This is a genomic window from Synechocystis sp. CACIAM 05 (assembly GCF_010222815.1).
Classification (GTDB): domain Bacteria; phylum Cyanobacteriota; class Cyanobacteriia; order Cyanobacteriales; family Microcystaceae; genus Synechocystis.
Window position 1 is genome coordinate 1,302,957 of record NZ_CP019225.1, and the last position, 23,951, is coordinate 1,326,907.

The 23,951-nt window shown below is 48.1% G+C and carries 21 protein-coding genes; 8 read left to right on the forward strand and 13 right to left on the reverse strand.

The genetic code is table 11. From position 1 onward, the window contains the following. Nucleotides 1-58 precede the first annotated feature (58 nt). Nucleotides 59-1,396 (reverse strand): class I SAM-dependent methyltransferase, encoded by a 1,338-nt coding sequence (locus BWK47_RS06210; protein ID WP_162327989.1) that lies wholly within the window; start codon nucleotides 1,394-1,396, stop codon nucleotides 59-61. Between the two features lie 89 nt (nucleotides 1,397-1,485). On the opposite strand from BWK47_RS06210, the gene BWK47_RS06215 reads away from it, so the two are divergent. Further along, nucleotides 1,486-2,058 (forward strand): DUF3782 domain-containing protein, encoded by a 573-nt coding sequence (locus tag BWK47_RS06215; RefSeq protein WP_162327990.1) that lies wholly within the window; start codon nucleotides 1,486-1,488, stop codon nucleotides 2,056-2,058. 3 nt (nucleotides 2,059-2,061) lie between these two features. Here the strand turns inward: BWK47_RS06215 and BWK47_RS06220 are convergent, their stop codons facing one another. Next, entirely contained in the window at nucleotides 2,062-2,499 is a 438-nt protein-coding gene (locus BWK47_RS06220) for a DUF29 domain-containing protein (protein ID WP_162327991.1), read from the reverse strand. A gap of 144 nt (nucleotides 2,500-2,643) precedes the next feature. Between BWK47_RS06220 and BWK47_RS06225 the strand changes: the two genes are divergently transcribed. Next, nucleotides 2,644-3,639 (forward strand): pentapeptide repeat-containing protein, encoded by a 996-nt coding sequence (locus BWK47_RS06225; protein WP_010872386.1) that lies wholly within the window; start codon nucleotides 2,644-2,646, stop codon nucleotides 3,637-3,639. A 14-nt stretch (nucleotides 3,640-3,653) separates the two neighbouring features. Here BWK47_RS06225 and BWK47_RS06230 read toward each other — a convergent pair whose 3' ends face one another. Then, entirely contained in the window at nucleotides 3,654-4,763 is a 1,110-nt protein-coding gene (locus tag BWK47_RS06230) for an RNA polymerase sigma factor, RpoD/SigA family (protein WP_162327992.1), read from the reverse strand. A 515-nt stretch (nucleotides 4,764-5,278) separates the two neighbouring features. Continuing rightward, on the reverse strand, nucleotides 5,279-6,580 hold the full coding sequence (gene thrC, locus BWK47_RS06235; protein ID WP_162327993.1) for a threonine synthase: 1,302 nt from the start codon (nucleotides 6,578-6,580) through the stop codon (nucleotides 5,279-5,281). A 197-nt stretch (nucleotides 6,581-6,777) separates the two neighbouring features. Here thrC and BWK47_RS06240 point away from each other — a divergent pair, with 197 nt between their 5' ends. Beyond that, a complete protein-coding gene (locus BWK47_RS06240) occupies nucleotides 6,778-8,250 on the forward strand; it encodes an ArnT family glycosyltransferase (RefSeq protein ID WP_162327994.1) in 1,473 nt (490 codons plus the stop codon). Here BWK47_RS06240 and BWK47_RS06245 read toward each other — a convergent pair. Next, nucleotides 8,243-11,071 (reverse strand): diguanylate cyclase, encoded by a 2,829-nt coding sequence (locus tag BWK47_RS06245; RefSeq protein ID WP_237269875.1) that lies wholly within the window; start codon nucleotides 11,069-11,071, stop codon nucleotides 8,243-8,245. The genes BWK47_RS06240 and BWK47_RS06245 overlap by 8 nt on opposite strands. 217 nt (nucleotides 11,072-11,288) lie before the next feature. Here BWK47_RS06245 and rseP point away from each other — a divergent pair, with 217 nt between their 5' ends. The 3 genes from rseP to BWK47_RS06260 all read left to right on the forward strand — a co-directional run bounded on the left by rseP (nucleotide 11,289) and on the right by BWK47_RS06260 (nucleotide 13,919). Then, nucleotides 11,289-12,389, forward strand: a complete 1,101-nt coding sequence (gene rseP, locus BWK47_RS06250) for an RIP metalloprotease RseP (protein WP_162327995.1) — start codon at nucleotides 11,289-11,291, stop codon at nucleotides 12,387-12,389. Further along, on the forward strand, nucleotides 12,382-13,041 hold the full coding sequence (gene nth / locus BWK47_RS06255; RefSeq protein ID WP_162327996.1) for an endonuclease III: 660 nt from the start codon (nucleotides 12,382-12,384) through the stop codon (nucleotides 13,039-13,041). Before rseP ends, nth begins: the two co-directional genes overlap by 8 nt. A 428-nt stretch (nucleotides 13,042-13,469) precedes the next feature. Next, nucleotides 13,470-13,919, forward strand: coding sequence for a hypothetical protein (locus BWK47_RS06260; RefSeq protein ID WP_162327997.1), 450 nt, complete (start codon nucleotides 13,470-13,472; stop codon nucleotides 13,917-13,919). A gap of 31 nt (nucleotides 13,920-13,950) precedes the next feature. Here the strand turns inward: BWK47_RS06260 and tadA are convergent, their stop codons facing one another. The 4 genes from tadA to BWK47_RS06275 all read right to left on the reverse strand — a co-directional run bounded on the left by tadA (nucleotide 13,951) and on the right by BWK47_RS06275 (nucleotide 17,375). Further along, nucleotides 13,951-14,445: a tRNA adenosine(34) deaminase TadA gene (gene tadA, locus BWK47_RS06265; protein ID WP_162327998.1), complete on the reverse strand. Its 495-nt coding sequence runs from the start codon at nucleotides 14,443-14,445 to the stop codon at nucleotides 13,951-13,953. 38 nt (nucleotides 14,446-14,483) lie between these two features. Then, nucleotides 14,484-14,615 carry a hypothetical protein gene (locus BWK47_RS17245; protein WP_257793041.1) on the reverse strand — a complete coding sequence of 44 codons (132 nt, stop codon included), beginning with the start codon at nucleotides 14,613-14,615 and terminating at the stop codon, nucleotides 14,484-14,486. After that, entirely contained in the window at nucleotides 14,593-16,059 is a 1,467-nt protein-coding gene (locus BWK47_RS06270) for a DASH family cryptochrome (RefSeq protein ID WP_162327999.1), read from the reverse strand. Before BWK47_RS06270 ends, BWK47_RS17245 begins: the two co-directional genes overlap by 23 nt. 161 nt (nucleotides 16,060-16,220) lie before the next feature. After that, a complete protein-coding gene (locus BWK47_RS06275; protein WP_162328000.1) occupies nucleotides 16,221-17,375 on the reverse strand; it encodes a tetratricopeptide repeat protein in 1,155 nt (384 codons plus the stop codon). Between the two features lie 217 nt (nucleotides 17,376-17,592). On the opposite strand from BWK47_RS06275, the gene opcA reads away from it, so the two are divergent. Together opcA and BWK47_RS06285 are read left to right on the forward strand one after the other, a co-directional pair. Next, nucleotides 17,593-18,966 (forward strand): glucose-6-phosphate dehydrogenase assembly protein OpcA, encoded by a 1,374-nt coding sequence (gene opcA / locus BWK47_RS06280; protein WP_336235060.1) that lies wholly within the window; start codon nucleotides 17,593-17,595, stop codon nucleotides 18,964-18,966. 57 nt (nucleotides 18,967-19,023) lie between these two features. Further along, nucleotides 19,024-19,782, forward strand: coding sequence for an amino acid ABC transporter ATP-binding protein (locus tag BWK47_RS06285; RefSeq protein ID WP_162328001.1), 759 nt, complete (start codon nucleotides 19,024-19,026; stop codon nucleotides 19,780-19,782). A 248-nt stretch (nucleotides 19,783-20,030) separates the two neighbouring features. Here BWK47_RS06285 and lexA read toward each other — a convergent pair whose 3' ends face one another. From lexA to BWK47_RS06310, 4 genes are all read right to left on the reverse strand, one after another. Continuing rightward, a complete protein-coding gene (lexA, locus tag BWK47_RS06290; protein ID WP_010872400.1) occupies nucleotides 20,031-20,642 on the reverse strand; it encodes a transcriptional repressor LexA in 612 nt (203 codons plus the stop codon). A 215-nt stretch (nucleotides 20,643-20,857) separates the two neighbouring features. Beyond that, entirely contained in the window at nucleotides 20,858-21,853 is a 996-nt protein-coding gene (locus tag BWK47_RS06295; protein ID WP_162328002.1) for a succinate dehydrogenase/fumarate reductase iron-sulfur subunit, read from the reverse strand. Nucleotides 21,854-22,148: 295 nt separating this feature from the next. Beyond that, nucleotides 22,149-23,153 carry a response regulator gene (locus BWK47_RS06305; RefSeq protein ID WP_162328003.1) on the reverse strand — a complete coding sequence of 335 codons (1,005 nt, stop codon included), beginning with the start codon at nucleotides 23,151-23,153 and terminating at the stop codon, nucleotides 22,149-22,151. A 12-nt stretch (nucleotides 23,154-23,165) separates the two neighbouring features. Next, nucleotides 23,166-23,837 carry an energy-coupling factor ABC transporter ATP-binding protein gene (locus tag BWK47_RS06310; protein ID WP_162328004.1) on the reverse strand — a complete coding sequence of 224 codons (672 nt, stop codon included), beginning with the start codon at nucleotides 23,835-23,837 and terminating at the stop codon, nucleotides 23,166-23,168. Nucleotides 23,838-23,951: the final 114 nt, after the last annotated feature.

A 23,951-nucleotide genomic window follows, 5' to 3' on the forward strand; every position in this document is an offset into this window, starting at 1 on the left:
TAGCTCTAACTTACCCACGCCCCCCATTTACCTATCACCCCCACCAAAAAAATTTTCCCTAATCCACCACCTCCACCAAAAGAACTCCAAGGGACTCCTGCTCAAAAATAGCTAGTTTCAATAAGTCTAGTAGTTTGCCCTCATTCACCGCACAAAAATCTGCTGGATCTAGGGGGCGCAGTTGCCGCCATCGCGCCCAAAGGAATTGCAATGAGCGTGGAGAATCAAGCAGTGGAACCCCTAGGCAACAGAGCAGAGTGTGATCCACCCAGGCATCTCGATCAAGGAAAGGAAAAAATTGTTTCAAATTGACTGGAGCCACTGCATTTGATTCCAAAATTGCCTCCCGGAACCTTTCCGTGTGCAGACAGGGATGGAGATGCACTATCACCTTTTCTGGGTTCTGTTCTTGCCAATCTCGATCAATTTCTCCATCATCCTTATCTTTTCGAACATGGCCACACCAGAAATCCAATAATCGCTTGTCTGGTTGCACCAATTCATAAAAACATAGTTGTTCTTCTAGGCTAGACCCCTCCAGTCCCATCACTAAATAAGCCGGTAAGTTATCTGGTTGTTTAAATAGGTTCTTCCAGTCCCAATACCGCCAGTCAACCATATCCACTAATTGCAATCCAGACTGCTGGAAAGAATCAAATAGCTGTGATAGTGTATATCCCTTATCATTCTGAAACAGATGATTCATGAGGATAAGTTGGTCTGCGACCTTGCTACTATCGTTGTATCGCCAGGTTTTCATTTTCAGATCAACACCATCCTTGAGAGCATCGTAAAACTCTCTGACAAGGTTCAACTCAGTTTCTTCGGGGTTATCCTCCATCAAACCCATTTTTTGGAACAGAGCTTGGGCACGATAGTAATTATGCCTTTGGTAATAGCTGTGTAAATTTCCTCGGATGATGCCATCAGATTTCAATACCTGTGCCAACTGTTTAAGGGTCAATGCTAAATCTGGCAAAAGATAAAGCACATCACTGGCATTAATTAAATCAAATCTTTGTTCCAGTTGCCCCAAATCCTCGATCGCCAACACATGAAACTCAGCATCATCAAAACCATGGTATTTCAAACGCTGTTCCGCAATCTTGATCGACTCTGGTGACATATCGATACCGACAATCTTTGTCCCTGGATTAGCCCAGGCCAGTCTGAGGGTTGTTGCCCCGGTGCCACAGGCCACATCCAAAATAGCCCGATTTTCTAGATCCGTAATGACCCTTTTGTCCCGACAATAGTGGGAAGTAACCAGACAGTTTTTATACAGCTCCCCTATATCCTGATTTAACGGCTCCTCAATGGGAATGCCAGGATAGGGATAACTCTCGAATTGTTGGAGCGATTTATCACGGTAGCTCAGGTCAAAACTTTCCGACATTGGCACTCACCATGCTTGGAACTTAACCAGAATCATATCTCTTCCGCCGAGATTTACACTAGAAATTAGTTTATGAATCAGTAACCCCTATGGACACCACCCTCGAAGAAGTGCTCGACCTGTTCAAACAAGTTGCCCAAGCCCAGCAAGAAGTTGTCCAAGCCCAGCAGGAGACTGAGCGTAAATTCCGGGAAACCGATCGCCGCATTGAACAAGTCCATAAACAACTGAGTCGGGAGATTGGCAACCTGGGAGGAGCTTGGGGGAGATTTGTGGAAAATATGGTTGCCCCTGCCTGCGAAACCCTATTCTTAGACCGTGGCATTCCCGTTCATCAAGTCAGCCAACGGGTGAAAAAACGCCTCGATGGTGAGAGCCTAGAAATCGACATTCTCGTACTCAACCAAGATCACGCTCTAGCGGTGGAGGTTAAAAGTAAACTTAGTGTGCAGGATGTCAGAGATTTTTTAACTGATCTAGCAGAATTTAGACGATTTTTCCCCGAATATGAGCAAAAACAAGTTTACGGTGCCGTTGCCGCCATGGACATTGAAGAAGGAGCCGATAAATATGCCTACCGCCAGGGCTTATTCGTGCTGACCCAATCCGGAGAAAGCGTCAGCATTTTAAATAGCGACGAGTTCCAGCCCAAAAACTGGTGAGACCTAGGTATTGGGCCAAAAATCTGAATCTAGAATTTCTACAATGGTGAATGGACAACTATCCGGAAATTGATCATCCGGTAAATCGGTTTCCGCAATGGCCAAATCCCTCGCCTCCTGCCAACTTTCCGCCATAGCTTCCTCTAAACGGGACTTTAACCCTGGATTACGCCTTAACAACTTGGCTAGGGATGTTCGCTGAACTCGGATAGTTGCCCGCCAGCTATTAGTCCGTTTCCAATGTTGAACCTGCCATTTCAAAAGATGGGCGACTAAAACCATTAAGCGCGATTCAAGTTGGTCATAGTGACGATTCCCCAAATCTTGAATTTCCTCTATCAAATGTTCTAAATCTAACTGTTCAAAACGTTTTTGAGACAAAAGATCCGCTTGTTGTTGAGTCCAAGTAAAAAAATCCTTAGTGTAAAGAAGACTATCCATTTGTTTGTCTCAGTTGCCCTTCGGTGTCAGCTAGAGTTCCAAAATTCAATCTACCACCAATTATATCTGCCCATTTCTCCGACGGATTCTTCCATAACTTAAGATGATTAGAAAGTTGATTTGATTTTTCCCCTCTCAAAATTTATGGAAGCCAAGGAATTGGTCCAACGCTATCGCAACGGCGAAACTTTATTTACAGGGCTAAAATTACCGGGGATTAATCTAGAAGCCGCCGATTTGATCGGTATTGTGCTCAACGAAGCGGATTTACGGGGGGCTAACCTGCTTTTTTGTTACCTCAACCGGGCTAATCTAGGTCAGGCTAATTTGGTGGCGGCGAACCTAAGTGGGGCTAGTTTAAACCAAGCGGACTTGGCCGGGGCCGATCTACGCAGTGCCAATTTTCACGGGGCCATGCTCCAGGGGGCCATCCTGCGGGATAGCGATATGACCCTGGCCACTCTCCAGGATACGAATTTAATTGGGGCGGATCTACGGGGAGCGGATTTAAGTGGTGCTACCCTCACCGGGGCCTGTTTGCGGGGAGCTAATATGCGTCAGGAAAAAAAGGGCTACTACACCAATCTCCAGGCCGCTATCCTCGGTCGGGCAGACCTCCAGGGGGCCAACATGAAGGGAGTAGATTTAAGCCGGGCAGATTTAAGCTACGCTAACTTGAAGGAGGCTAATCTGCGAGATGTGGATTTGCGTAAGGCAGACCTGAGCTACGCCAACTTAAAAGGGGCCCTACTAACCGATGCTAACTTGTCGGGGGCAAAGTTAAATGGTGCCGATTTACAAAATGCCAATTTGATGCGAGCGAAGATTTCTGAGGCAGAAATGACGGCAGTGAATTGCCAGGGGGCCATTATGACCCATGTCAACCTGAATCGGACCAATCTCACGGGGTCCAATTTGAGCTTCACCCGCATGAACAGTGCCGACCTGAGTCGGGCCAACTTGACTAAAGCTAACCTACAGGAAGCAGAGCTGATTGAAGCATTTTTTGCCAGGGCAAATTTGACGGAGGCCAACTTCATCAATGCCAACTTGGTACGGGCGGATCTAATGAGTGCCAATATGGTGGGGGCAGATTTTCAAGGGGCGACTATGCCGGATGGGCAAGTGCGTCACCACTAGAAATTTTACGGTATCTATAACCAACCTTTGAGGCGGCGGGCCACCTGGGGACGACGGAGTTTTCGCATGGCTTTGCTTTGGATTTGTCTAACCCTTTCCCGGGAAAGATTAAACATATTGCCCACTTCCTCAAGGGTGTAACTTTGGTGGCTGGCAATGCCATAGCGCAGACAGATCACTTCCATTTCCCGTTCCGTTAGCACTTCAGCTAATACTTCGACAATTTCCCGCCGCAACATGGATTCATTCATCAAATCCTCCGGCAACTGCAGTTGTTGATCTTCTAGTAGATCCACCAACTCGGTGTCTTCCCCTTTGCCTACCCGATGGTTTAAGGACAGGGACTGACGACGCAATTGCAGTAATTGTCTTAGTTGGGCAGGGGTAATGTCCAAAGCAGCGGCCAATTCCCCTTCGTTGGGATTGCGCTTCAATTCCTGCTTGAGACTGCGTTGGGCTTTCTTGATTTTGTTGAGCTTTTCCACCACATGGATGGGCAAACGAATAGTGCGAGCGTCATTGGCAATGGTGCGGGTGATGGCCTGGCGGATCCACCAGTAGGCATAGGTGGAAAATTTATAGCCTTTGTCGGGATCAAACTTTTCTGCGGCTCGGTTGAGACCGATCGCCCCTTCTTGGATCAGGTCGAGGAAGGGAACACCACGGTTGAGGTAACGCTTGGCAATGGAAACCACTAGGCGGAGATTGGAGCGGATCATGCGTCTTTTGGCGGCCCGCAGTTGGTAAAGCCAAATCTCAAATTGTCTGACCTGGGGAAATTCCAGAGCTTGCCCCCACTCCTGGAGGGAAGGCGTTCGTTCCAGTTGTTGGGTGAGTTGTTGTCTAACATCTTCTGCGTTGACTAGCAGCCGGATTTGTCTAGCCAGTTCCACTTCTTCGGTGGCACTCAGGAGAGGATAGCGGGCCATTTCCTTAAAAAAAGCCCCCACGGTGTCTTCACTTACAGCTTTATTAAAACTCCCTTGCTGGCCTTCCCCCAGGGTGACTTCGATCGCCGGAGGGTCATCATTGGCGATCGCCTGGCCATCAATAAGGCCATCCAAAGTCTGCAATTGGTCAACGGCACTGGTGTCGGGGGTGGAAAGGGAAGACATATCGCTCATAGGTTGGAAAAAACTAAACGAAAACAATCAAGAACGGAAAAGGGATGGCAACAACAAGGCCACCCAAGGAAACAGAAAACAACCAGAAATTATCCAATCGGCCAGAGCATCATCCGGGTAGACCACCCCAATGGTTAAGGCTCTCCACTTTCAGCTATGTGCATTGCGGTAGTGGTGTTCCAGAACCAGATACCGGTCCCCGTGGCTAGATTGTGTCATTAATTTTCCAAAAATGGCAAAACTTTAGTTTTTTTTAATATCTATCTGTCCAAAATATCGTCAAATTTTCACGGCAGTGTAATTCGTGATACAAAGTTGATTCGATCGCCATTTTTGTCAGCTTTCCCTAATTTCCAGGCGATCGCCGTTAAATTTGCTAAAAAAATCCGCCCTGGTAAAACCACAGCGGACAATTTCCTAAAAGGAACGATTAATGAAAGTTAGTGGGAAAAATACGGTAATTAACTGATTAAATCCGATCAAATCAGTCAATAACCTGAGTTTTCTACTGGGATCTAGACCAAAACCTGTTGCCATTCCAAGCGTTCCAACGTGCGGGAGCGCTCCAGGGCCCGCTCAAAGCTATCCAGGTTGGCATCGATGGTGAGGGGTTCTCCCACATGGCTTTGCACCGCTTCTTGGGTTTTTAAGCCATTGCCGGTGATGTAGACCACCGTAGTTTCTTCGGGATCAATTTTGCCCGCTTCTACTAGTTTTTTCAGCACCGCAACGGTGGTGCCCCCAGCAGTTTCGGTGAAGATGCCTTCGGTTTCCGCCAACAGTTTGATCCCTTCGATAATTTCGGCGTCGTTGACGCTTTCAATGTTGCCGTTAGTTTTGCGGGCGATGTCCAGGGCATAAACTCCGTCGGCGGGGTTGCCGATGGCAATGGATTTGGCAATGGTGTTGGGTTTGACTGGCTTAACGAAGTCCCGTCCCTCTTGGAAAGCAGTGGCAATGGGAGAACAACCCTCTGCTTGGGCACCGCTGAACCGCACCGGCTTATCATCCACCAAACCGACCTTGACAAATTCTTGGAAGCCCTTGTGGATTTTGGTGAACAGGGAACCAGAGGCGAGGGGAGCCACAATGTGATCGGGGAGTTTCCAACCCAGTTGTTCCGCCACTTCAAAGCCCAGGGTTTTGGAGCCTTCGGAGTAGTAGGGACGAAGGTTAATGTTCACAAAACCCCAGCCGTAGCTATTACCCACTTCACAGCAGAGACGATTGACCTGGTCGTAGTTCCCTTTCACTGCCATTAGGGTGGGATTGTAAATCAACGTCCCCAATACTTTGCCTGCTTCCAAATCCGCCGGGATAAACACACAGCAGTCCAAACCAGCATGGGCGGCGATCGCCGCAGTGGAGTTGGCCAAATTGCCAGTGCTGGCACAGGAAACCGTGGTGAAACCCAATTCCCGGGCCCTGGTGAGGGCAACGGAAACCACTCGGTCTTTGAAGCTCAAGGTGGGCATATTGACCGCATCGTTTTTAATGTAGAGATTTTTCAGCCCTAGGCGACGGGCTAAACGATGGGATTTAACCAAGGGGGTCATGCCAGTGCCCACATCAATTACATCTTTACCAGTGACAGGCAGAAAGGCGCGGTAACGCCAAATGGAATTAGGACCCGCTTCAATGGTTTCCCTGGTAACGTGGCGGCGGATTAAATCGTAGTCGTAGGCCACTTCTAGGGGAGCAAAGGTTTCCTCACAGATATGTAGCGCTTTGAGGGGATATTCGGTGTTGCCTTCTTTGGAAACCAGTTTGGTACAAGCGGAAATAAATTCTGGAGCCGTGGTGGTGGCGGTGGTCATGGGGCAAAGTCCTAATTTCATTAATCTTTCGGCATGCTAACACGGGGCAAAATGGGCGTCAATTAATCCCGACTATTTTTATCGGGTTTAGTATTTTCCCACTAATGCTATCCTTCTTTAGCCAACATTGACGGGGTGAATGGGTAGGGAGCGAGCTAAAATGGGTCGGTTTTCTCCGAAAGAAATTCGAGAAATTAATGAAACTAACTTGGTTAAATTCCCAGCGTCGGTTGATCTCGGTCATCATTTACTTGACCATTTTCATTCGGGTTTTGACCCTTGGCCTCTACGCTGTGGCGGACAGAACTGAAGCCCGCTACGCAGAAATTGGCCGCAAAATGGCAGAAACCGGCGACTGGATCACCCCCCAAATCGACTACGGTGTACCTTTTTGGGGTAAACCTCCCCTATCTACCTGGTTGACGGCGGCATCATTTAAGGTTTTTAGTGTTAACGAATTTGCGGCTAGATTATCTTCTTTTATTCCCATTTTATTAGCCAGTTACTTGGTTTATTTATTGGCAAAAAATAAGGGAATTAACTACGCCTTAGTTAGCACCATGATCTTGATTACGACCCTGGGCTTCTTTGTCAGCAGTGGGGCAGTAATGACAGACCCAGCTTTGGTGTTGGGGACTACCCTATCTATGGTCGGTTTTTGGCAAGCTTACCGGGGTGAATCTAATGCAGGGCGTCTCTGGGGATATCTATTTTTTGTTGGGCTGGCAATCGGTTTATTAGCCAAGGGGCCCATTGGAGTTGTATTAGTTTTTCTTCCCCTAGTTATTTGGACGATTTGGCAGAGAAATTTGCCCAGGATTTGGAGACAATTACCTTGGGTTCAAGGCATTTTATTGATGGTATTCATAGCAGTGCCGTGGTATCTGTTAGCGGAAGCTAAAACCCCCGGCTTTTTGGATTATTTCATTGTGGGGGAACATTGGAAACGCTTTGTGGAAAAGGGTTGGGAAGGGGATTTATATGGCAGTGGCCACGCCCATCCCTACGGCATGATCTGGGTTTATTGGTTACTGGCGGCGTTCCCTTGGTCATTGTTAACACTAGGACTGGCGGGGAAATTTTTCTGGAAGGTTAAAGTTAAACAAACCAGTCTGACTTTACCAACATTAGACTCGGAATGGCTTAGTTATTTGCTGTTGTGGACTGTGGCCCCAATGGTTTTCTTTACCCCCTCGGCCAATATTTTATGGACTTATGTTTTACCAGGCTTACCGGCATTTGCTTTGCTGTTGACGGAATTATTATTCATGGTTTGGCACGATCAGCCAGTCAATAAATATCTCATTGCTCCTGGTCTATTAATTCCTTTAGTATTTCTCTTTGCTTTACCAATAGTAATAAATGTGGCTAACAATAACTCTCAAAAATATATTGTCGAACAATATCAACAATCCTGTAGGGAATCGGGACAGGAACCTAACTGTCAATTGTTTTATGTGTTTAATCGACCCTACTCGGCGGAATTTTATTCTTCGGGCAAAGCAAAACAAGTGGAAATGCACGAAATTCCTCCACTACTGACAAATAGTGACCACAACTATTTTGTTATTAGAACGGATGATATTAAAACTTTTCCCCCAGACATTGCCGCTAAGCTCAATCAAGTGGAGCAATACAGTGCCTATACCCTTTTTTCCCAGACTAATTGACTGGAAAAACCTCATCCGCCATCACAACTCGATTACGGCCGGCGGCCTTGGCTTGATAGAGAGCCCTATCTGCGGCTTGGATAATGTTGACCATGGTTTCTCCATGGTTGGGATAACAGGCTACCCCTAGGGAAACGGTCAATGTGCCCAATTCCTTTCCTTTGTATTCCACTTCCATGGAGGCGATCGCCTGACGGAGGGATTCGGCTTTGACTAGGGTATCTTCAAGAGAGGTTTGGGGCAAAACAATGGTCATTTCTTCCCCACCATACCGACAGGCAATGTCAGAACCGCGAATATTGCTTTGCAGAATGCGCCCAATGGTTTTCAGTACGTGGTCGCCGGCATCGTGCCCCAGTTGGTCATTGAACTGTTTGAAATGGTCAATGTCTCCCATAATTACGCCAATGGAATGGTTATAGCGCTTGGCCCGACCAATCTCTTGTAAGAAAAATTGTTCTAAATAACGACGGTTAAATAACCCCGTGAGGGGGTCCCGGATACTCTGATTTTCCAACCTTTCCCGCAATTTAATATTGGCGATCGCCAGACTGACCTGTTCCGCCACCGCCTTGGCTAACTGTTGTTGGTCAGAACTAATTACCCCAGCCCGATCACTGCAAAAATTGAGCAAACCAAGGGTTTCCCCCTGGGCAATGAGGGGAATGCACAGACTTTCTTGGGGCAAACATTCCGGATTGAGGTGGCTACATAACAAATCGTGCTGTTGGACTCCGACCAAATGGGGCTGTCCTAACCTCAGGGCCCAGCAATCTGTGCCATTGAATAACGGTTCGGAGCAGGCTAAATTTCCCCAAGTTTTGACCTGTTCAAAATAGTTGGCAGTGGAGTCAAAAATAGAAATGGTGCCAGCAATATTGGGAAATAAAGGGGGAGCCAAGGCCGCCAAGCTAGCACAGGCATCGGCCACCACCACACAGGATTGCAAATATTGATTCAGGGTGGAAAGCAATTCCATTTCCTGATTGCGCCGTTTTAACTCCTCCAACCGTTGCGCCAACTGGTCATTGACCCGATGGAGCTGTTCTTGACTTTCCGCCAAAGCTTGGGTGCGTTCTAAAACCCTTTGTTCCAATTTGGCATTCAGTTTTTCCAATTCCGCTTCTATTCTGTCCCGTTGATACAGGGCTTTTTTCTGTTCCTCCATGGGCACCACCACGCAGATGGTTAAATCTGGTTCCCCTTCAAAGGGGGATGCTCCCATCAAAATGGGAACGCGGCGGCCATTTTTGTGGTAGTACTCTTTTTCCCAGGGTTTTGTGAAACCATATATCCGTAGATTTTCGATGGCTTCCAAGTCTTGGCTTTTATATTCTGGGGGCGTAATCTGATCCCAACGCATTAAACCGGCTTCCAGTTCTTTTCTGGTGTAGCCGAGCATTTTCAAGAGGCAATCATTAGCTTCAGTAATTTGGCCATTGATATTGGCAAACATCATGCCGACAACAGCGGACTCAAAAACTTTACGAAAGCGAGATTCACTATCCTGAAGGGCGGTTTCGACACTTTTTTGCTCAGTAACATCCATGGCCACCCCATGGAGACCAATCATTTCTCCCGCCCCATTGACCAGAGCTTCAATTTTTGCCCAGAGCCAGCCCTGACTGCCGTCCTGGCGGAAAAAACGGTAAACTAAATCCTGGGAATTTTGGCTTTCCAGAACCGATCGCACCACTTCGTCATGGCGTTGGCGATCGCCGGGGTGAATGGATGCAGTTAATTCTTCATAGCTGGGGGGATGTTCCAGACCAAACATGCGTAAAATCTCTTCCGACCACTGAATTTCCCCCGAGGCCGACAAAAATTTCCAAGTACCCAATTTGGCTAAGCTTTGGGCTTCCGATAATTCTGCTTCCCGTTGCCGTAGTTGCTCCTCTGCTAATTTTCGGGACGTAATATCTATACCAGATCCAAGTATTTCTAGAAGATTGCCTTGGCTGTCAAAAATAGGTTTATTAGTCCAAGCGACCCAAACCCGATCGCCGTTTTTGCGGACATTTTCATTTTCGTTATATTTATAATTCTCAGGATTACGGCAAATATCCCTCACCATTGCTTCTAGATTTTGCCCAGAGCTACTGGTCTTGGGCACAATGGTATCTAACACCGATTTGCCCACCATTTCCTCTTTGCTAAAACCAAAAAAGTTTTGGCAATATTGGTTCGCGAAAGTGATTTCCCCCGTCGGCACCCAACGCACAATCATTATATTGATGGACTCAACTAAACTGCGATATTTTTCTTCACTTTCTTCAATAGCTTGACGAGCTTCATAACGTTCAGTAATATCAATACAAGAACCGATATACCCCAAAAACTCTCCGTCTGGAGCAAGGCGAGGTACGCCATTGTCTAATAACCAACGGTATTCCCCCCCTCGATTCCGCAGGCGATATTCCATCGTAAACGGTTGCCGGGCATCAAAAGCTTCAACGTAGGTTTGTAAACAACGGTCAAAATCTTCGGGATGAACCCCTTCAGCCCAGCCATTGCCCTGCTCTTGTTCCAGAGTGCGACCAGTAAAATCGAGCCAGGGTTGATTAAAGTAAAAACAGCCTTTGTCTAAGCCAGCAATCCAGATCAAAACCGGGGCGTGGTTGGCAAGGTAATCAAACATTTCTTCCCCTTCTTGAAGGATAGCCTCTAGAAATTTGCCGACATCCTCACCACTGTTAATATCTGATGCCTCTGATAGAAAAGCAGAACGAAGAAAGGTCTGGAGTTTTAGGTTCGCAACGACTTCCTTTGAAGTTTCCAGTTTTGCTATTACCTTGCCAATATCTTGGTGCTCGTCGCCCATATAATTCTGAGAGCCGCCATTGACTAACGGATAGAGTTGATATTGATAACTGTGTAATCTGGAATTTTTATCAGATACCCCTACGTTCTTCAGGTTAACAGAAACTTAGGGGTTTGCATGGGCCAGGGAACACGGTCTGGCGGCCGTTGGGTTAAAATCGGGGGAATTACACGTTCGGCGGGATTTCGTCCCCAGTTTTTTCCTATTTGAGAAATTTATGTCAGTTTTAGCGGCGTTGGCGGCGATCGGAGTACTTGCAGTATTAATTGCTGTGCATGAGTTGGGGCACTTTGCGGCCGCCCGTTTACAGGGCATCCATGTCACCCGATTTGCCTTAGGATTTGGGCCACCGCTGTTGCGCTATCAAGGCCCGGAAACGGAGTATTCCATCCGGGCCATTCCCCTGGGGGGCTACGTGGCTTTTCCCGATGATGATCCCGACAGTGAAATTCCCGCTGACGACCCCAACTTGCTCAAAAATCGCCCCATCCTCGACCGGGCCATTGTCATCAGTGCCGGGGTAATTGCCAATTTAGTTTTTGCTTATTTTCTCCTGATTGGTCAGGTTAGCACCATCGGTTTCCAGAATATTCAGCCTGGTTTGGTCATTCCCCAAGTGGACAGTGCCTCCGCCGCCCAAGTGGCTGGGATGAAGCCAGGGGATATTGTACTCTCCCTCCAGGGCAACACTCTACCCGGTTTTCCCGATGCCACCACCCAGTTTATCGACATTGTGCGGCGATCGCCGTCGGTGCCTATCACAGTAGAAGTACAACGGGGGGAAGAGACTAAAACCTTGACTATTACCCCCACTCCAGATGCAGAAGGTAAAGGAAAAATTGGTGTGGCTTTGCTACCCAACGTGGAAACCAAACGGGCCACTAATCCCATCGAAGCCTTGACCTATAGCGCTGAAGCTTTTGAACGGATTGTGAAGCTGACTGGCCAGGGCTTTTGGCAGTTGGCCAGCAACTTTGCCGACAATGCTTCCCAGGTGGCGGGGCCAGTGAAAATTGTTGAGTATGGCGCTAACATTGCCCGCTCCGATGCCAGTAACCTGTTCCAATTTGGAGCGCTGATTAGCATTAACCTTGCTGTGATTAATATTTTGCCCCTACCCGCTTTGGATGGTGGGCAATTGGTGTTCCTGCTCATCGAAGGACTCTTGGGCAAACCCCTACCGGAAAAATTTCAGATGGGCGTAATGCAAACGGGGTTGGTGCTTCTGCTGAGCTTAGGGGTATTTTTAATTGTGCGGGATACCCTCAATTTGACCTTTGTGCAGGAGTTTTTGCCTTCCTTTACGGGCTATGAGTAGTTTGTTACGGAAAATGGCCAGTAAAAAACAACGGGCAAAGGAAATTCTGCTCATTCTCAAAAAACTTTACCCAGGGGCCACCTGTAGTCTGGATTATCAAACCCCAGTACAGCTTTTGGTCGCCACTATTCTGTCCGCCCAATGCACCGATGAACGGGTCAACAAGGTGACTCCAGCCCTGTTTCAGCGTTATCCCGATGCCAACGCCCTGGCCTACGGCGATCGCCAGGAGATTGAAGAATTAATCCACTCCACCGGCTTTTTCCGCAATAAAGCTAAAAATATTCAGGGAGTTTGCCGCAAAATTGTCGAGGAATTTGACGGGGAAGTGCCCCAAAGAATGGAAGAGTTATTGACCCTACCGGGGGTGGCCCGCAAAACGGCCAATGTGGTGCTAGCCCATGCCTTTGGCATCCTGGCCGGGGTGACGGTGGACACCCATGTTAAACGCCTGAGCCAACGATTAGGGTTAACCAAAGCTACAGATCCCGTTCGCATTGAGCGGGATTTAATGAAATTAATTCCTCAACCGGATTGGGAAAATTTTTCCATCCATATCATTTATCACGGTCGAGCGGTGTGTGCAGCCCGCAAGCCCCTCTGTGGGGAGTGTCAGTTAGCCCATCTTTGTCCCAGTGCCCAAGCCAATTGAAATCTGCGTTGAAAAAATCCAAGTTGGGAGCAGTACTGACAAGAAAGCAAAAAAAAGCGGCCAGTTTCGTCCCCATTGATTAGGTTCGGAAACTAGCCCTGTGCTACATTGTGCACCCGCTTTTTTGAATCCTGCCCTCATTATCTGATTCTCACCGGGGGTCAACAAGCCGATGGGTCACTGGTGAACGGTGATTCTAATCACAGGCGATCAGTGCCAGCTTTGAATGCTATAAAACGATGCAATTAGGCGATCGCCTAATTTTTACCCTGGCATGGGCCGATAAATGAGACTTTTTGGCCCTACTCCAGATAAATCCAACTAGTATGGTTGCAGGCGGACTAGTCTCCGGCAGGGTCAGACCCAATGAATATACTGGGGAAATACTAAGCCTCAGTCCGTTTTAAATTAATAAATTCTTCTTGTTTATGCCCATTTCTCCCACCTCCCTAGCTAGCGATGATTACTGCGTACTTGGTTTAGCCACCTGCTTTTTGCGGGAAGATGGTGACTTCCATGCGGTAGAGATCATTGAACCCATTCCTTCAGCAGCCCTAGAGGCCATTCTCAAACAGGTGCCCACTTCTTACCAATGGGCGATCGCCGTGCGGGCGGGGGAAGTTTTCCAGGGGGAGGAAATTAAAAAACCAACTATTTTTGATCAGAGTGCCCAGTTCTGTGACGATTTTGCGGAACGATTCACAGCGGCGGCCCGTACTTACCAAGTTCGACCCCAAGCCAAGGAACATTTAGCCATTGGGGAAAAATGGGACAAGTTTAACTTTTCCCTGGAGAAAAAACGCGTTCTCAATGATAGCAAAGTGGTTAAGGCTGAAGATAACGTTAAGCAACATTCCCATACCCATCAAAGGCTGTAGTTGCAAAGTCCCAACGGGGTAATACCAAACTTCAAGAAACAAGAGATTGTTGTTTTTTCCTGGCCCGATGTTGGGCAAACCAATCTTGTAACTGTTCACGGCATTGTTCTTGGCAAATTCCCCCTACGCGTTGTAAGCGATGGTTAGAAGCTGCGCTGGCGGCCAGATCGAACACGCTATCGATGGTGCCGGTTTTCGGGTCGGGGGTGCCATAAACCAATAGACCTAAACGGGCTTGGATAATGGCCCCCGTACACATGGGGCAGGGTTCCAAAGTAACGTAAAGAGTGCATTCATTCAGTCGCCAATGGCCTAGCCGACGGCAAGCAGTTTGAATGGCTAATATTTCCGCATGGGCGGTGGGATTTTGATCCCGTTGCTTACGATTTTGGGCGGTGGCTAGTATCTCTCCCATTGCATTGACAACCACTGCGCCCACGGGAATTTCCCCCACATTGCCTGCTTCCTCTGCTAAGGCGATCGCCATTTGCATCCAATCTTCATGGGTGGGTAGGGGTTGATCCATCAACTCTATTTAAACTTGTTTGTAAAACGTTAGTAAAATCAGGCAAAACTAATTAACTTTATTGCTTGGCTGATAATAGCATTACGGTCTACTTTTTCCGTCAAATAAGCAGCATTGTAAATTCCGCCAAAGGCTTCCAGGAAGGCGTTATCTAAAGCTCGATTGTTCAATTTTACGGCGGGCTTCCACTGATTGGTGAAAATTAACACAGGGGCGGGGATAATCCACTCCCAATTGCACTCCCCATTGTTTTTGTTCCGTGGCAGATAATAACCAAGGTTGATGAATTTTTTCGCCGGGTAAATTGTTTAATTCTGGCAACCATTGCCGCAGGTAATGCCCCTGGGGATCATACTGTTGACTTTGTTTGGGGATATTAAAATAACGAAAATCCCTAGCATCATTACCTATGCCAGCAGTGTAATTCCAATTGCCCCAATTACTGCACACATCGTAATCGATTAGGCAAGATTCAAACCATTCTGCGCCCCAACGCCAATCAATGCCTAGGTTTTTACAGAGAAAACTAGCAGCGTTTTGCCGCCCCCGATTAGACATAAAGCCTGTCAAATTTAATTCCCGCATATTGGCATCCACCAAAGGATAACCAGTCTGTCCCGATCGCCAGAGTTCAAAACGGACTTGATCCTCTTGCCAGGGGAAATTTTTGTTCAGTAATCCCCCTTGATTAAATAACTTGTTACCATATTTTTGGGCTACAAAACGAAAAAAGTCCCGCCAGAGTAACTCAAAAATCAACCAATAGGTAGAATCATTGCTAACTCTTTCTTGCTCGTAACGTTTCACTTCTTGGTAAATAAACCGGGGGGAAAGACAGCCCAATGCTAACCAAGGGGAAAACTTGCTAGAGTAATCCGCTCCCACCATGCCATTGCGGGTTTCCTTATAATTTTTTAGGCGATCGCCATGCCAAAAGTAGTCTTGTAACCTGACTAAACCGGCTGTTTCTCCCCCTTGGAAAGCCAAAACAGAACGATGATCAAAATCAGTTTGAGGAAAAAATTCGGGCGGTGGTGCGGTTAACTCCAGTTTAATATTGGGGCTAGGAAGCAGTTGGGATGGGGCAAAAAAACACGGACGAATCGATATTTTTTTCTTTTCAATATCTTTGCGAAACTTAGTAAATAAGTCTGGTAAATTTTCAATGGCAAAGGGTAAATCTTCGGGATGGCAAAGGGTACTTCCCCAATAACCTTTTGCTTCTATACCTAAGATTGTTAATTGTTTAACTAAATTTCTTTCTACGTCTAGCTCTTCCTGGGTAACTTCCCGATGGTAATAAATAGTCTTAGCGTTAATTTGCTCGGCTATTTGGGGAATTACTTGCTCCGGTAACCCTGTTGTTACTAATAATTTATTGCCTACTTTTTGCAAGCTTTCAGCCAAATTTTGCACGGATTGTTGGAGAAAATTACTCCGCCACGGCCCAGTTTTCACAAATCCCTGGGGAGTCCGGGCTAATTGTCTGGGGTCGTAACAGTAAACAGCGGTAATTGCTAAACCAGATTTTAGAGCCCGGTACAGGGGTTCATGATCATGCAAACGCAGATCATTACGGAACCAAACCAAAACAGTGGGAGGAACGTGTTTCAAGAGCCCCCCTGGCCCCCCAAGTTGGGGGGGAAGTTAAGTAAAAGTCCTCTAGTTTTGGGGGATTTAGGCGGCAAAATCAAACTTTTCAAACAAATTCCAAGAGCTATGGACATCGATATTTAAAAACAGGTAAGCAAAAGAATCGAAAGCTTGGAAAGGTCTCAATCCTGGGGCAGTAGGCCTTGCAACTCTTCTAATCTTTCCTGGGCTTCCGGTAGGGTAGGTTCTAAAGTTAAAGCCTTTTCATAACTGGGAATAGCCTCTTCTTTGCGCTCCATAGCTTCGAGCAGCAAACCCCGGCTTAGCCAAATCTCAGCATCGTTGGGATTTTGCGCTAAAGCTTCATCAAAATTAGCTAAGGCCTCTTCTAACTTACCCATAACCCCCAACGCACTGCCCCGATTTTGCCAGGCGGAAGTCATCTGGGGATTTAAACTAATTGCTTCCCCCCAACTGGCGATCGCCGTTTCCAGTTCTCCTCTCTGGGCCTGCTGTATGCCAAGGTTTAACCAATCTTCGGCAGTATGGGGTTCTTGGTTATTTTCAAATTGGTAGTTGTCGATGGTAACCGGGTCAACAAGAGGCAACAACTCTTCTTGTGCCAGAGCGGACGCAGTCCCCTGATCTTCGACTAAACTATCCACCGGAGCCGCGCCCGATTCACCCCCATGGTTCAAGGCTTCAGTTAACATTTCCTCTGGAATGGCGAATTTTTCCATCAATGCCCGCAAAATCACCTGGGGATCGGTGCTTTCAATGCCCAAAAAGCCAGCAAAATGGGTTGCCAAAGCGGCATCCTGGGGTAACCGTTGCACCAATTCATCAAAGGTGAAGGTTTCCATTTGCCCTTGGGCCTGGTCTATGGAAACTAGATCGGGGCCATCATATTCCCACACCGTATCCATCTGGGGCGGTGACTGCCGGGCATACAGTTCCCTGCCAATGCGCTGGGATTTATCCCCAATGGGAGCAATCTGGGGAAAGGATTGGGCCAATTCCCCCAAACGCATCATCCGGGCGGCTAGAACTAAATTGGGCGAAGGGGAAGCTAGCACCGTAGTTTGAAAACGGTCTAACCAATCAAGCCATTGCTTAGGCCGACAGCGGTGGTCTAACTGTTGAAAAAATTTGAGAATGCGCCCTTCGTGCCAACCGTGGGCAATGCCTTCCAGCAGTTGATTAAACAAAAACTCATAGTCAGTGTCGCTCAGGGGGGGCAGTTCCTGGAGAGATTTAGTCCCCGGCCCTGGGCCGCCCACCAGGGGGGCAAAAAGTTGTTGGATCCACTGCCAAATACGCTGGAAAAATTTCTGCATCCTAAAATGGGGTGACGGTCACTGTTGACGGATTACGGGGGCGACACTTACTGACAATTATTCTAAGCCATGGTTTACCCATCCCCGGGGATTATCAACACTGGCGGGGTTTGGCCCCGGATTTTTGACGATCACCGATTGTAATTTCAAATCTGCCACTACCATGGGGGGAAAGTATCAGCGTCATTGCCCAGTCCGATTCCATTGGAGCCATTGCATGAGTACCACCCAAGCCCCTCCCCTCGTTTCCCTCCAAGCCCCCAAGGACGTTTCCCTCGAGGCGATCGAGTCTGAATTAGCCCAAATTTGGCAAACCAGTGCCCAAAAGGAGGAGGGTTTAATCGCTACTAGGGCCACCACCTTCAGTTTTTTGGTCTATGAACCGGACAGAGTGCAGTCCCTCCTGGCTGCCCTAGGCTACTACACTGGTCCCATTGATGGCATTACCGGCCCCCGCATGACCGCCGCCATTAAATCAGCTCAAAAAGCTTTGGGCGTTACCGCTACCGGACTATCTAGCCCAGAGTTTAAACAAGCATTACAAACTGCCTTTGAAACGGCCCACCGGGAAGGAAATTTACTCAGCACCGCTGAACGAATCACTAAACCCTATTCCCCCGACTTAGAAGGGAGTGGCATTGCCGACACCATTGCCGCCTCTAACCCCTGTCGTATTATTACCCTTTGCCCCACAGCGGAGGATGACCAGGGAGTACAGGCCCAGCTTTCCGCCTATTGCCCGATCCAAAAGACTCACCACAATACCCTCATTTGTTGTGAATACATCACCCTACGGGGAACTTCCGATGCGTTGGAGCGGATTGGTGGTGTGATTACGGAGTTAATGCTACCGACCCTGCCCAAATATGTGTGGTGGAAAGCAAGTCCCGAAGCGGAATATGGGCTGTTTCAACGGTTGTTGTCCCATGCGGACATGATCATTGTGGATTCCAGCATTTTTAACAATCCCGAACAGGATTTGCTCCAGTTGGCTCAATTGGTTAATAAGCCAGAGGCGATCGCCGATTTAAATTGGAGTCGCTTGGCCCCGTGGCAGGAATTGACCGCTGAAGCCTTTGACCCGCCGGAGCGTCGTTCTGCAGTGGGGGAAATTGACCAAATTTCTATTGATTATGAAAAGGGTAACCATGCCCAAGCATTGATGTATTTGGGCTGGGTAGCCAGTCGTTTGCAATGGACTCCCGTTAGTTATAGCTATCAGCCAGGGGTGTACGAAATTCACAAAATTCAATTCTGTGCTCCCAATCAGCGGCCCATTGAAGCGGAGCTGGCCGGTTTACCCTTGGCTGATACAGGGCAGGTGCTGGGGGATTTAATTAGCCTTAAACTGGGCTCCACCAATATCCAAGCCCAATGCGGTACCGTACTGTGTTCCGGCACTGTTGGTTGTATGCGCATGGAAGCCGGCGGTGGAGCGCAAAATTACCGGGTGCAACAGGTCACCGCCCTGGATGATCAAAATACGGAACAGTTACTGGGACGACAATTGCAGCGCTGGGGTCGGGATGCCCTCTACGATGAATCCATGGCGATCGTGTTGGCAATTTTACAGTTATCCCAGGCAGGATAATGGCAGAATGGAGCAACAAGCGCCCTTTGCTTAATCTGTTCTTAACCTTGTCAGCCCATGACTTCCCTCAATGCGCCTCTAATTTCCTTTGACCAGTTGCAAAAAAACTTTGGCGCCCTCCAGGTTTTGCGGGGAGTAACGGGGGAAATTTATCCCAAGGACGTGATTTCCATCATTGGCCCTTCCGGTTGCGGCAAGAGCACCTTTTTGCGCTGCCTGAATCGCCTTGAACCGATCAGTGGTGGCCGTCTCGAAGTGGCGGGGGTGGACTTATCCGGGGCCAAAATTGACCAGAAACATCTGCGGCAGTTACGGGTACGGGTGGGCATGGTGTTTCAGCATTTCAATCTGTTTCCCCACCTGACGGTGTTGCAAAATCTCTTGCTCGCCCCCCGTAAGGTGTTGCGCATTCCCGTGGCGGAAGCTAAGGACCGGGCTTTAACCTACCTGGATAAAGTGGGTTTGGGCACTAAAGCTGATAACTACCCAGACCAACTCTCCGGCGGCCAAAAGCAACGGGTGGCGATCGCCAGGGGGCTGTGCATGAAGCCGGAAATTCTTTTATTCGATGAACCCACCAGCGCCCTAGACCCGGAATTAGTGGGGGAAGTGCTGAACGTGATGAAACAGTTGGCCGAAGAAGGCATGACCATGGCGGTGGTGACCCATGAGATGCAGTTTGCCCGGGAAGTATCCAATCGGGTCTTTTTCTTTAACCAAGGAATCATTGAAGAAGAGGGCGACCCCAACGAAGTTTTTCGCAATCCCAAGAGCGATCGCCTACGGGCATTTCTCAGTCGCATTCAGTCGAGTTAATCCCTTGGGCTCACAAAAATTTCTAGAATTGTCCGTAATTTCACGGTTGTTTTTTCAATCGAATTTTCTGCTTTTCCTCCCTTTTTTCTTGGGGGATGGGGTTTTGAAACAAAACGCCTAGGACGAATGCCCCAGTGACCACCCTAGATAGCCATAAAAATAGGCCAGCGAAAGGCGATCGCCAGCCTAGGGATAGAAGTAAAAAGCTTTACCAGTATGATTTTTGAGCTGTTCCCGGTAATACCGGGCTAAACTCCCTGGAAATTACGCCAAACCCCCATTAAAATCCCCTGGATTTCAACATCGCTGGCTTTCAATTCTTGGCCAGGGCCTTTGTTGTTGGAGGCTTTGAGTACGACCTTAGTGCCATCTTGGTAATAGCGTTTGATAGCAATCTTGCCCCCCTTAATACTGGCGGCGACCAATTCCCCATCTTCGATTTCCTCTTCCCCAGTCACAGAACGGAGAATCAGCATATCACCTTCGACAATAAAGTCGTCCACGAGGTCATTGCTCATGACCCTGAGGGCAAAAACCGATGATTTCTTCATCAGGGGGGCAAAGTCAATCTTTTCCACTTCCTCTGCGTCCGCTTCCACCAGTTCACCGCCTTTGAGTTCGCCAATGACGGAAACTCCTTTTGGTTTTTGGTGGAGAATTCTCAGGGTGCGGGCTTTGCCGTCAGTCCAATCAACGTAACCCTTATTGCGTAACCGTTCCAATCGACTTTGAATGGGGGCCGGAGAACGCAAATTCATGGCCCGCATCATTTGGCGGATTGAGGGGGCGTGCTGGGTTTCGTCAATGTAACTAACTAACCAGTCAAAAAGTTCTTTTTGGGCTCGGGTGAGAGGTTCCATGTAATATCTCCTATAGGAATGTATTTAGGACTCTAGGACTATTTTAAACCCAGTCATAACATTCAGGGCAATCATACTAAAAAAGATACAAAATTTTACATTTCTTCCGACTGTTCCTCATTTTCGGCCAGCAGAAGGCAATCGCCGCTGTGATTGAGGGCAAAAAAGCAAAATTAAGACTACCCCGAAAAATGTTACTGTTATCGCCGAAGATCTCAGAAATTGGCAACTTTTTCAGCTTCTTGCACCTGTTCGATTAAGCCCCGCACTTCCTCAGTACCGGCGGAAGGTTCAAAGGCCAGGGGAAATTTGCCACTGCTAATCATCCGCAGGCCCAGGGGCAAAATACTAGCAATACCTTTGAGATCCCGGAAGAAATTACCCACTACGTAAATACCGAACTTACGCTCATCCACCCAACCACCGACTTTAACCAAATCCACCATAACTTTGCGGTGGCGCACCGGGCGACTGTCCTGGGCTGTTTTCTGGGCCAGAAGGGCAGACTTAATTTTCCCAATCTGGTCCATGGGGGCCACTTCCATGGGGCAGACTTCGTTACAGAGGTAACAACGGGTACAGCCCCAGGCTCCGGCTGTAGCATTGTTGTAGCTTTCGAGGCGATCGGCTGTGGCTCCATCCCGGGAGTCGGTTAATAATCTTTGGGCTTTGGCCAGGGCATGGGGGCCAACAAAATCGGGATTAACAGATTTAGCGTTGCACTCGGAATAGCAAGCTCCACAGAGAATGCAATTGCCCATTTGGTTGAGTTTTTCCCTTTCCGCTGGGGTTTGGAGAAATTCCCGTTCCGGCACCTTGCGCCCCTGGGTACTAACGTAGGGCTCCACCCGTTCCAAGTCGTCCCAGAAGGGTTGCATATCCACAATTAGATCTTTGATGACGGGCAAATTACCGAGGGGAGCCACCGTCACCACAGGAATGCCTGCTTCGTTAACCTGGGTAAATAATCTGGTTTCACTGCCCACATTTTCCTTACAAGCCAAGGCCGATCGCCCATTAACTCGCATACTGCAACTGCCACAGATGGTATTACGACAATTTTTGCGGAAGTTTAAACTGCCGTCCTGTTCCCATTTAATTCGGTTTAAACACTCCAAAATAGTGGCGCCGGCCTCCACCTCTAGATCAAATTTTTCTAGGTAGGGAGACTGTTGCGGTTTTTGGCGCAAAATTTGAAATTGGACTTGCATAGGAAACACCGTGGGGAAAGCAATATGGGCGGAGGCTACCTCACAGTTTAGATTAAGACCCCGTTGCTGGCTTTTTTTGTCGAGAACCCCCTGGAATTGTGCCTATTTTCCCAAGTCTTTGACGCCGCTTAGTAGCATCACCAATCCAGCTACCAAAATTCCCAAGGCGATCGCCCCTAAAATCCAATCTAAATTAGCCGTATTTTCCATATTTTCCATGGGTTAATGACCAGGGGGCTGAATGGTTTGGATGGGTAACCATGACTACTTTTCACCCAGTCTTAACTAGAGCATACTAATTCAACTTTTGGGCCAAACTCCCTTCTATGGAATTTTTGTTAATAAAATTGACAAACTTTTCCACCATTTCTGGATTACGCCAACCCCGTTGGGCTTCTCCTTGTAAAATTTCCAAAGCCTGGGCCGTATTCACCGCTTCCTTATAGCGACGGTTACTGGTTAGGGCAGTGAAAATATCAATGATTTGAAAAACCTGAGCTAGCAGGGGAATTTCCTTACCCCGGAGAGCATCAGGGTAGCCACTGCCATCCCAACGTTCATGGTGATAGCGCATAATTTCCCCTACAGCCCTCCGCCCAGCCAGGGGTTCAAAAATGGTAGCCGCCACATGGACATGGTCCCTCACGCAGTCCAATTCTGTGGAGTTGAGGGGCCCTTGCTTGAGCATAATTTCATCGGGCACTTGGATCAGTCCCAAATCGTGTAGCCGGGCCGCAAAAACGAGGTCATCAATTTGCCCCTGTTCTAGACCGATAAATTTGCCAAAACCCTCTATTAGTTGACTACAGGTGATGCTAGCCTCCCCAACAGCGTAGCGTTCTTCAATCACCGCCGCTAAGCGAAATAAAACCTGTTCAATTTGGGCTACGGATTCGGCTAATTTCTTTTTCTGAATCAGTAAATCCACCTGATTGAGCAGTTCCACCCGCTCCAAGGGTTTGAGCAAATAGGCATCGGCCCCACTGGCCCGACTACGGAGACGGCATTGGGGGTCGTCCATGGCATTGGTGAGAATGATGGGAATATATTGCCCGACGGGGCTATGTTTGATTGCCTGACATAATTCAATGCCATTTTGGTGGGCCAAATTGACGTCCATCAACACTAAGTCCGGATCAACTTTTTCCACCTGTTCCACCACTTGGCCACAACTGAATCCTTTGGTGGTCTCCCCTTCAATAATTTGGTAATTGTTCAAACGCAAAAGGTCGGCGCTGGCGATGCGACTGTAGGGGTGGTCGTCCAACAAAAAAATACGGAGGGGAGAAATTTGGTTCACGGATAGGTGGGGTTAAACTGCGGTCTTGTTCATCATTCTTTGCTTGAGGGGTTTGGGATCTCCCTGGGCCACAATTTTGCCTTCCTCCAACAGAAAGGCTCCATCACAATAGTCTAGCTCGTCTAAGCGATGGGTTACCCACAGGGCGGTGATGCCCCTTTGTTTGACTAATTTTTGTACTTGCAATACCAATTCCTGTTGACTATCTCGGTCCAGCAAGGCAGTGGGCTCATCCAATAAAAGCACGGAACAGTGTCTGGCGATCGCCCCAGCAATGGCAATGCGTTGTTTTTGACCGCCACTGAGGGCATAGATGGGACGGCGGGCCATCTCAGCTAGGTTAACCGCTTGCAGGGCTTCTCCTACCCGGACTTGTACTTCCTGGGGAGAAAGTTTTTCCTTAACTAAACCAAAGGCAATATCGGCCCCGACGGTGGGCATAACTAATTGATGGTCAGGATTTTGAAAAACAAAGCCCATGGGTTCGGCCAGTTTCACCAGACCGGATTGGGGGGTGAGGAGTCCCGCCAATAACCTTAACAGGGTAGATTTTCCACTACCATTGGTGCCCAACAACATCCAAAACTGACCTTGGGGCACCGCCAGACTACAGTTTTGCAAACCGGGGCGATCGGCAGACCACTGAAAATTTAGGTCCTGGGCAATGATGGCGGGGATGGACATGGAAATGTGATGGAATAAGGCTCTCCAATTCTAGGTTACCGAGCCAAATGTGGGTCGATAGGCAATGGACTTTGCCTTTGCTCTGGATTAGGGCAGGAAAATGGTCCGGCCTTG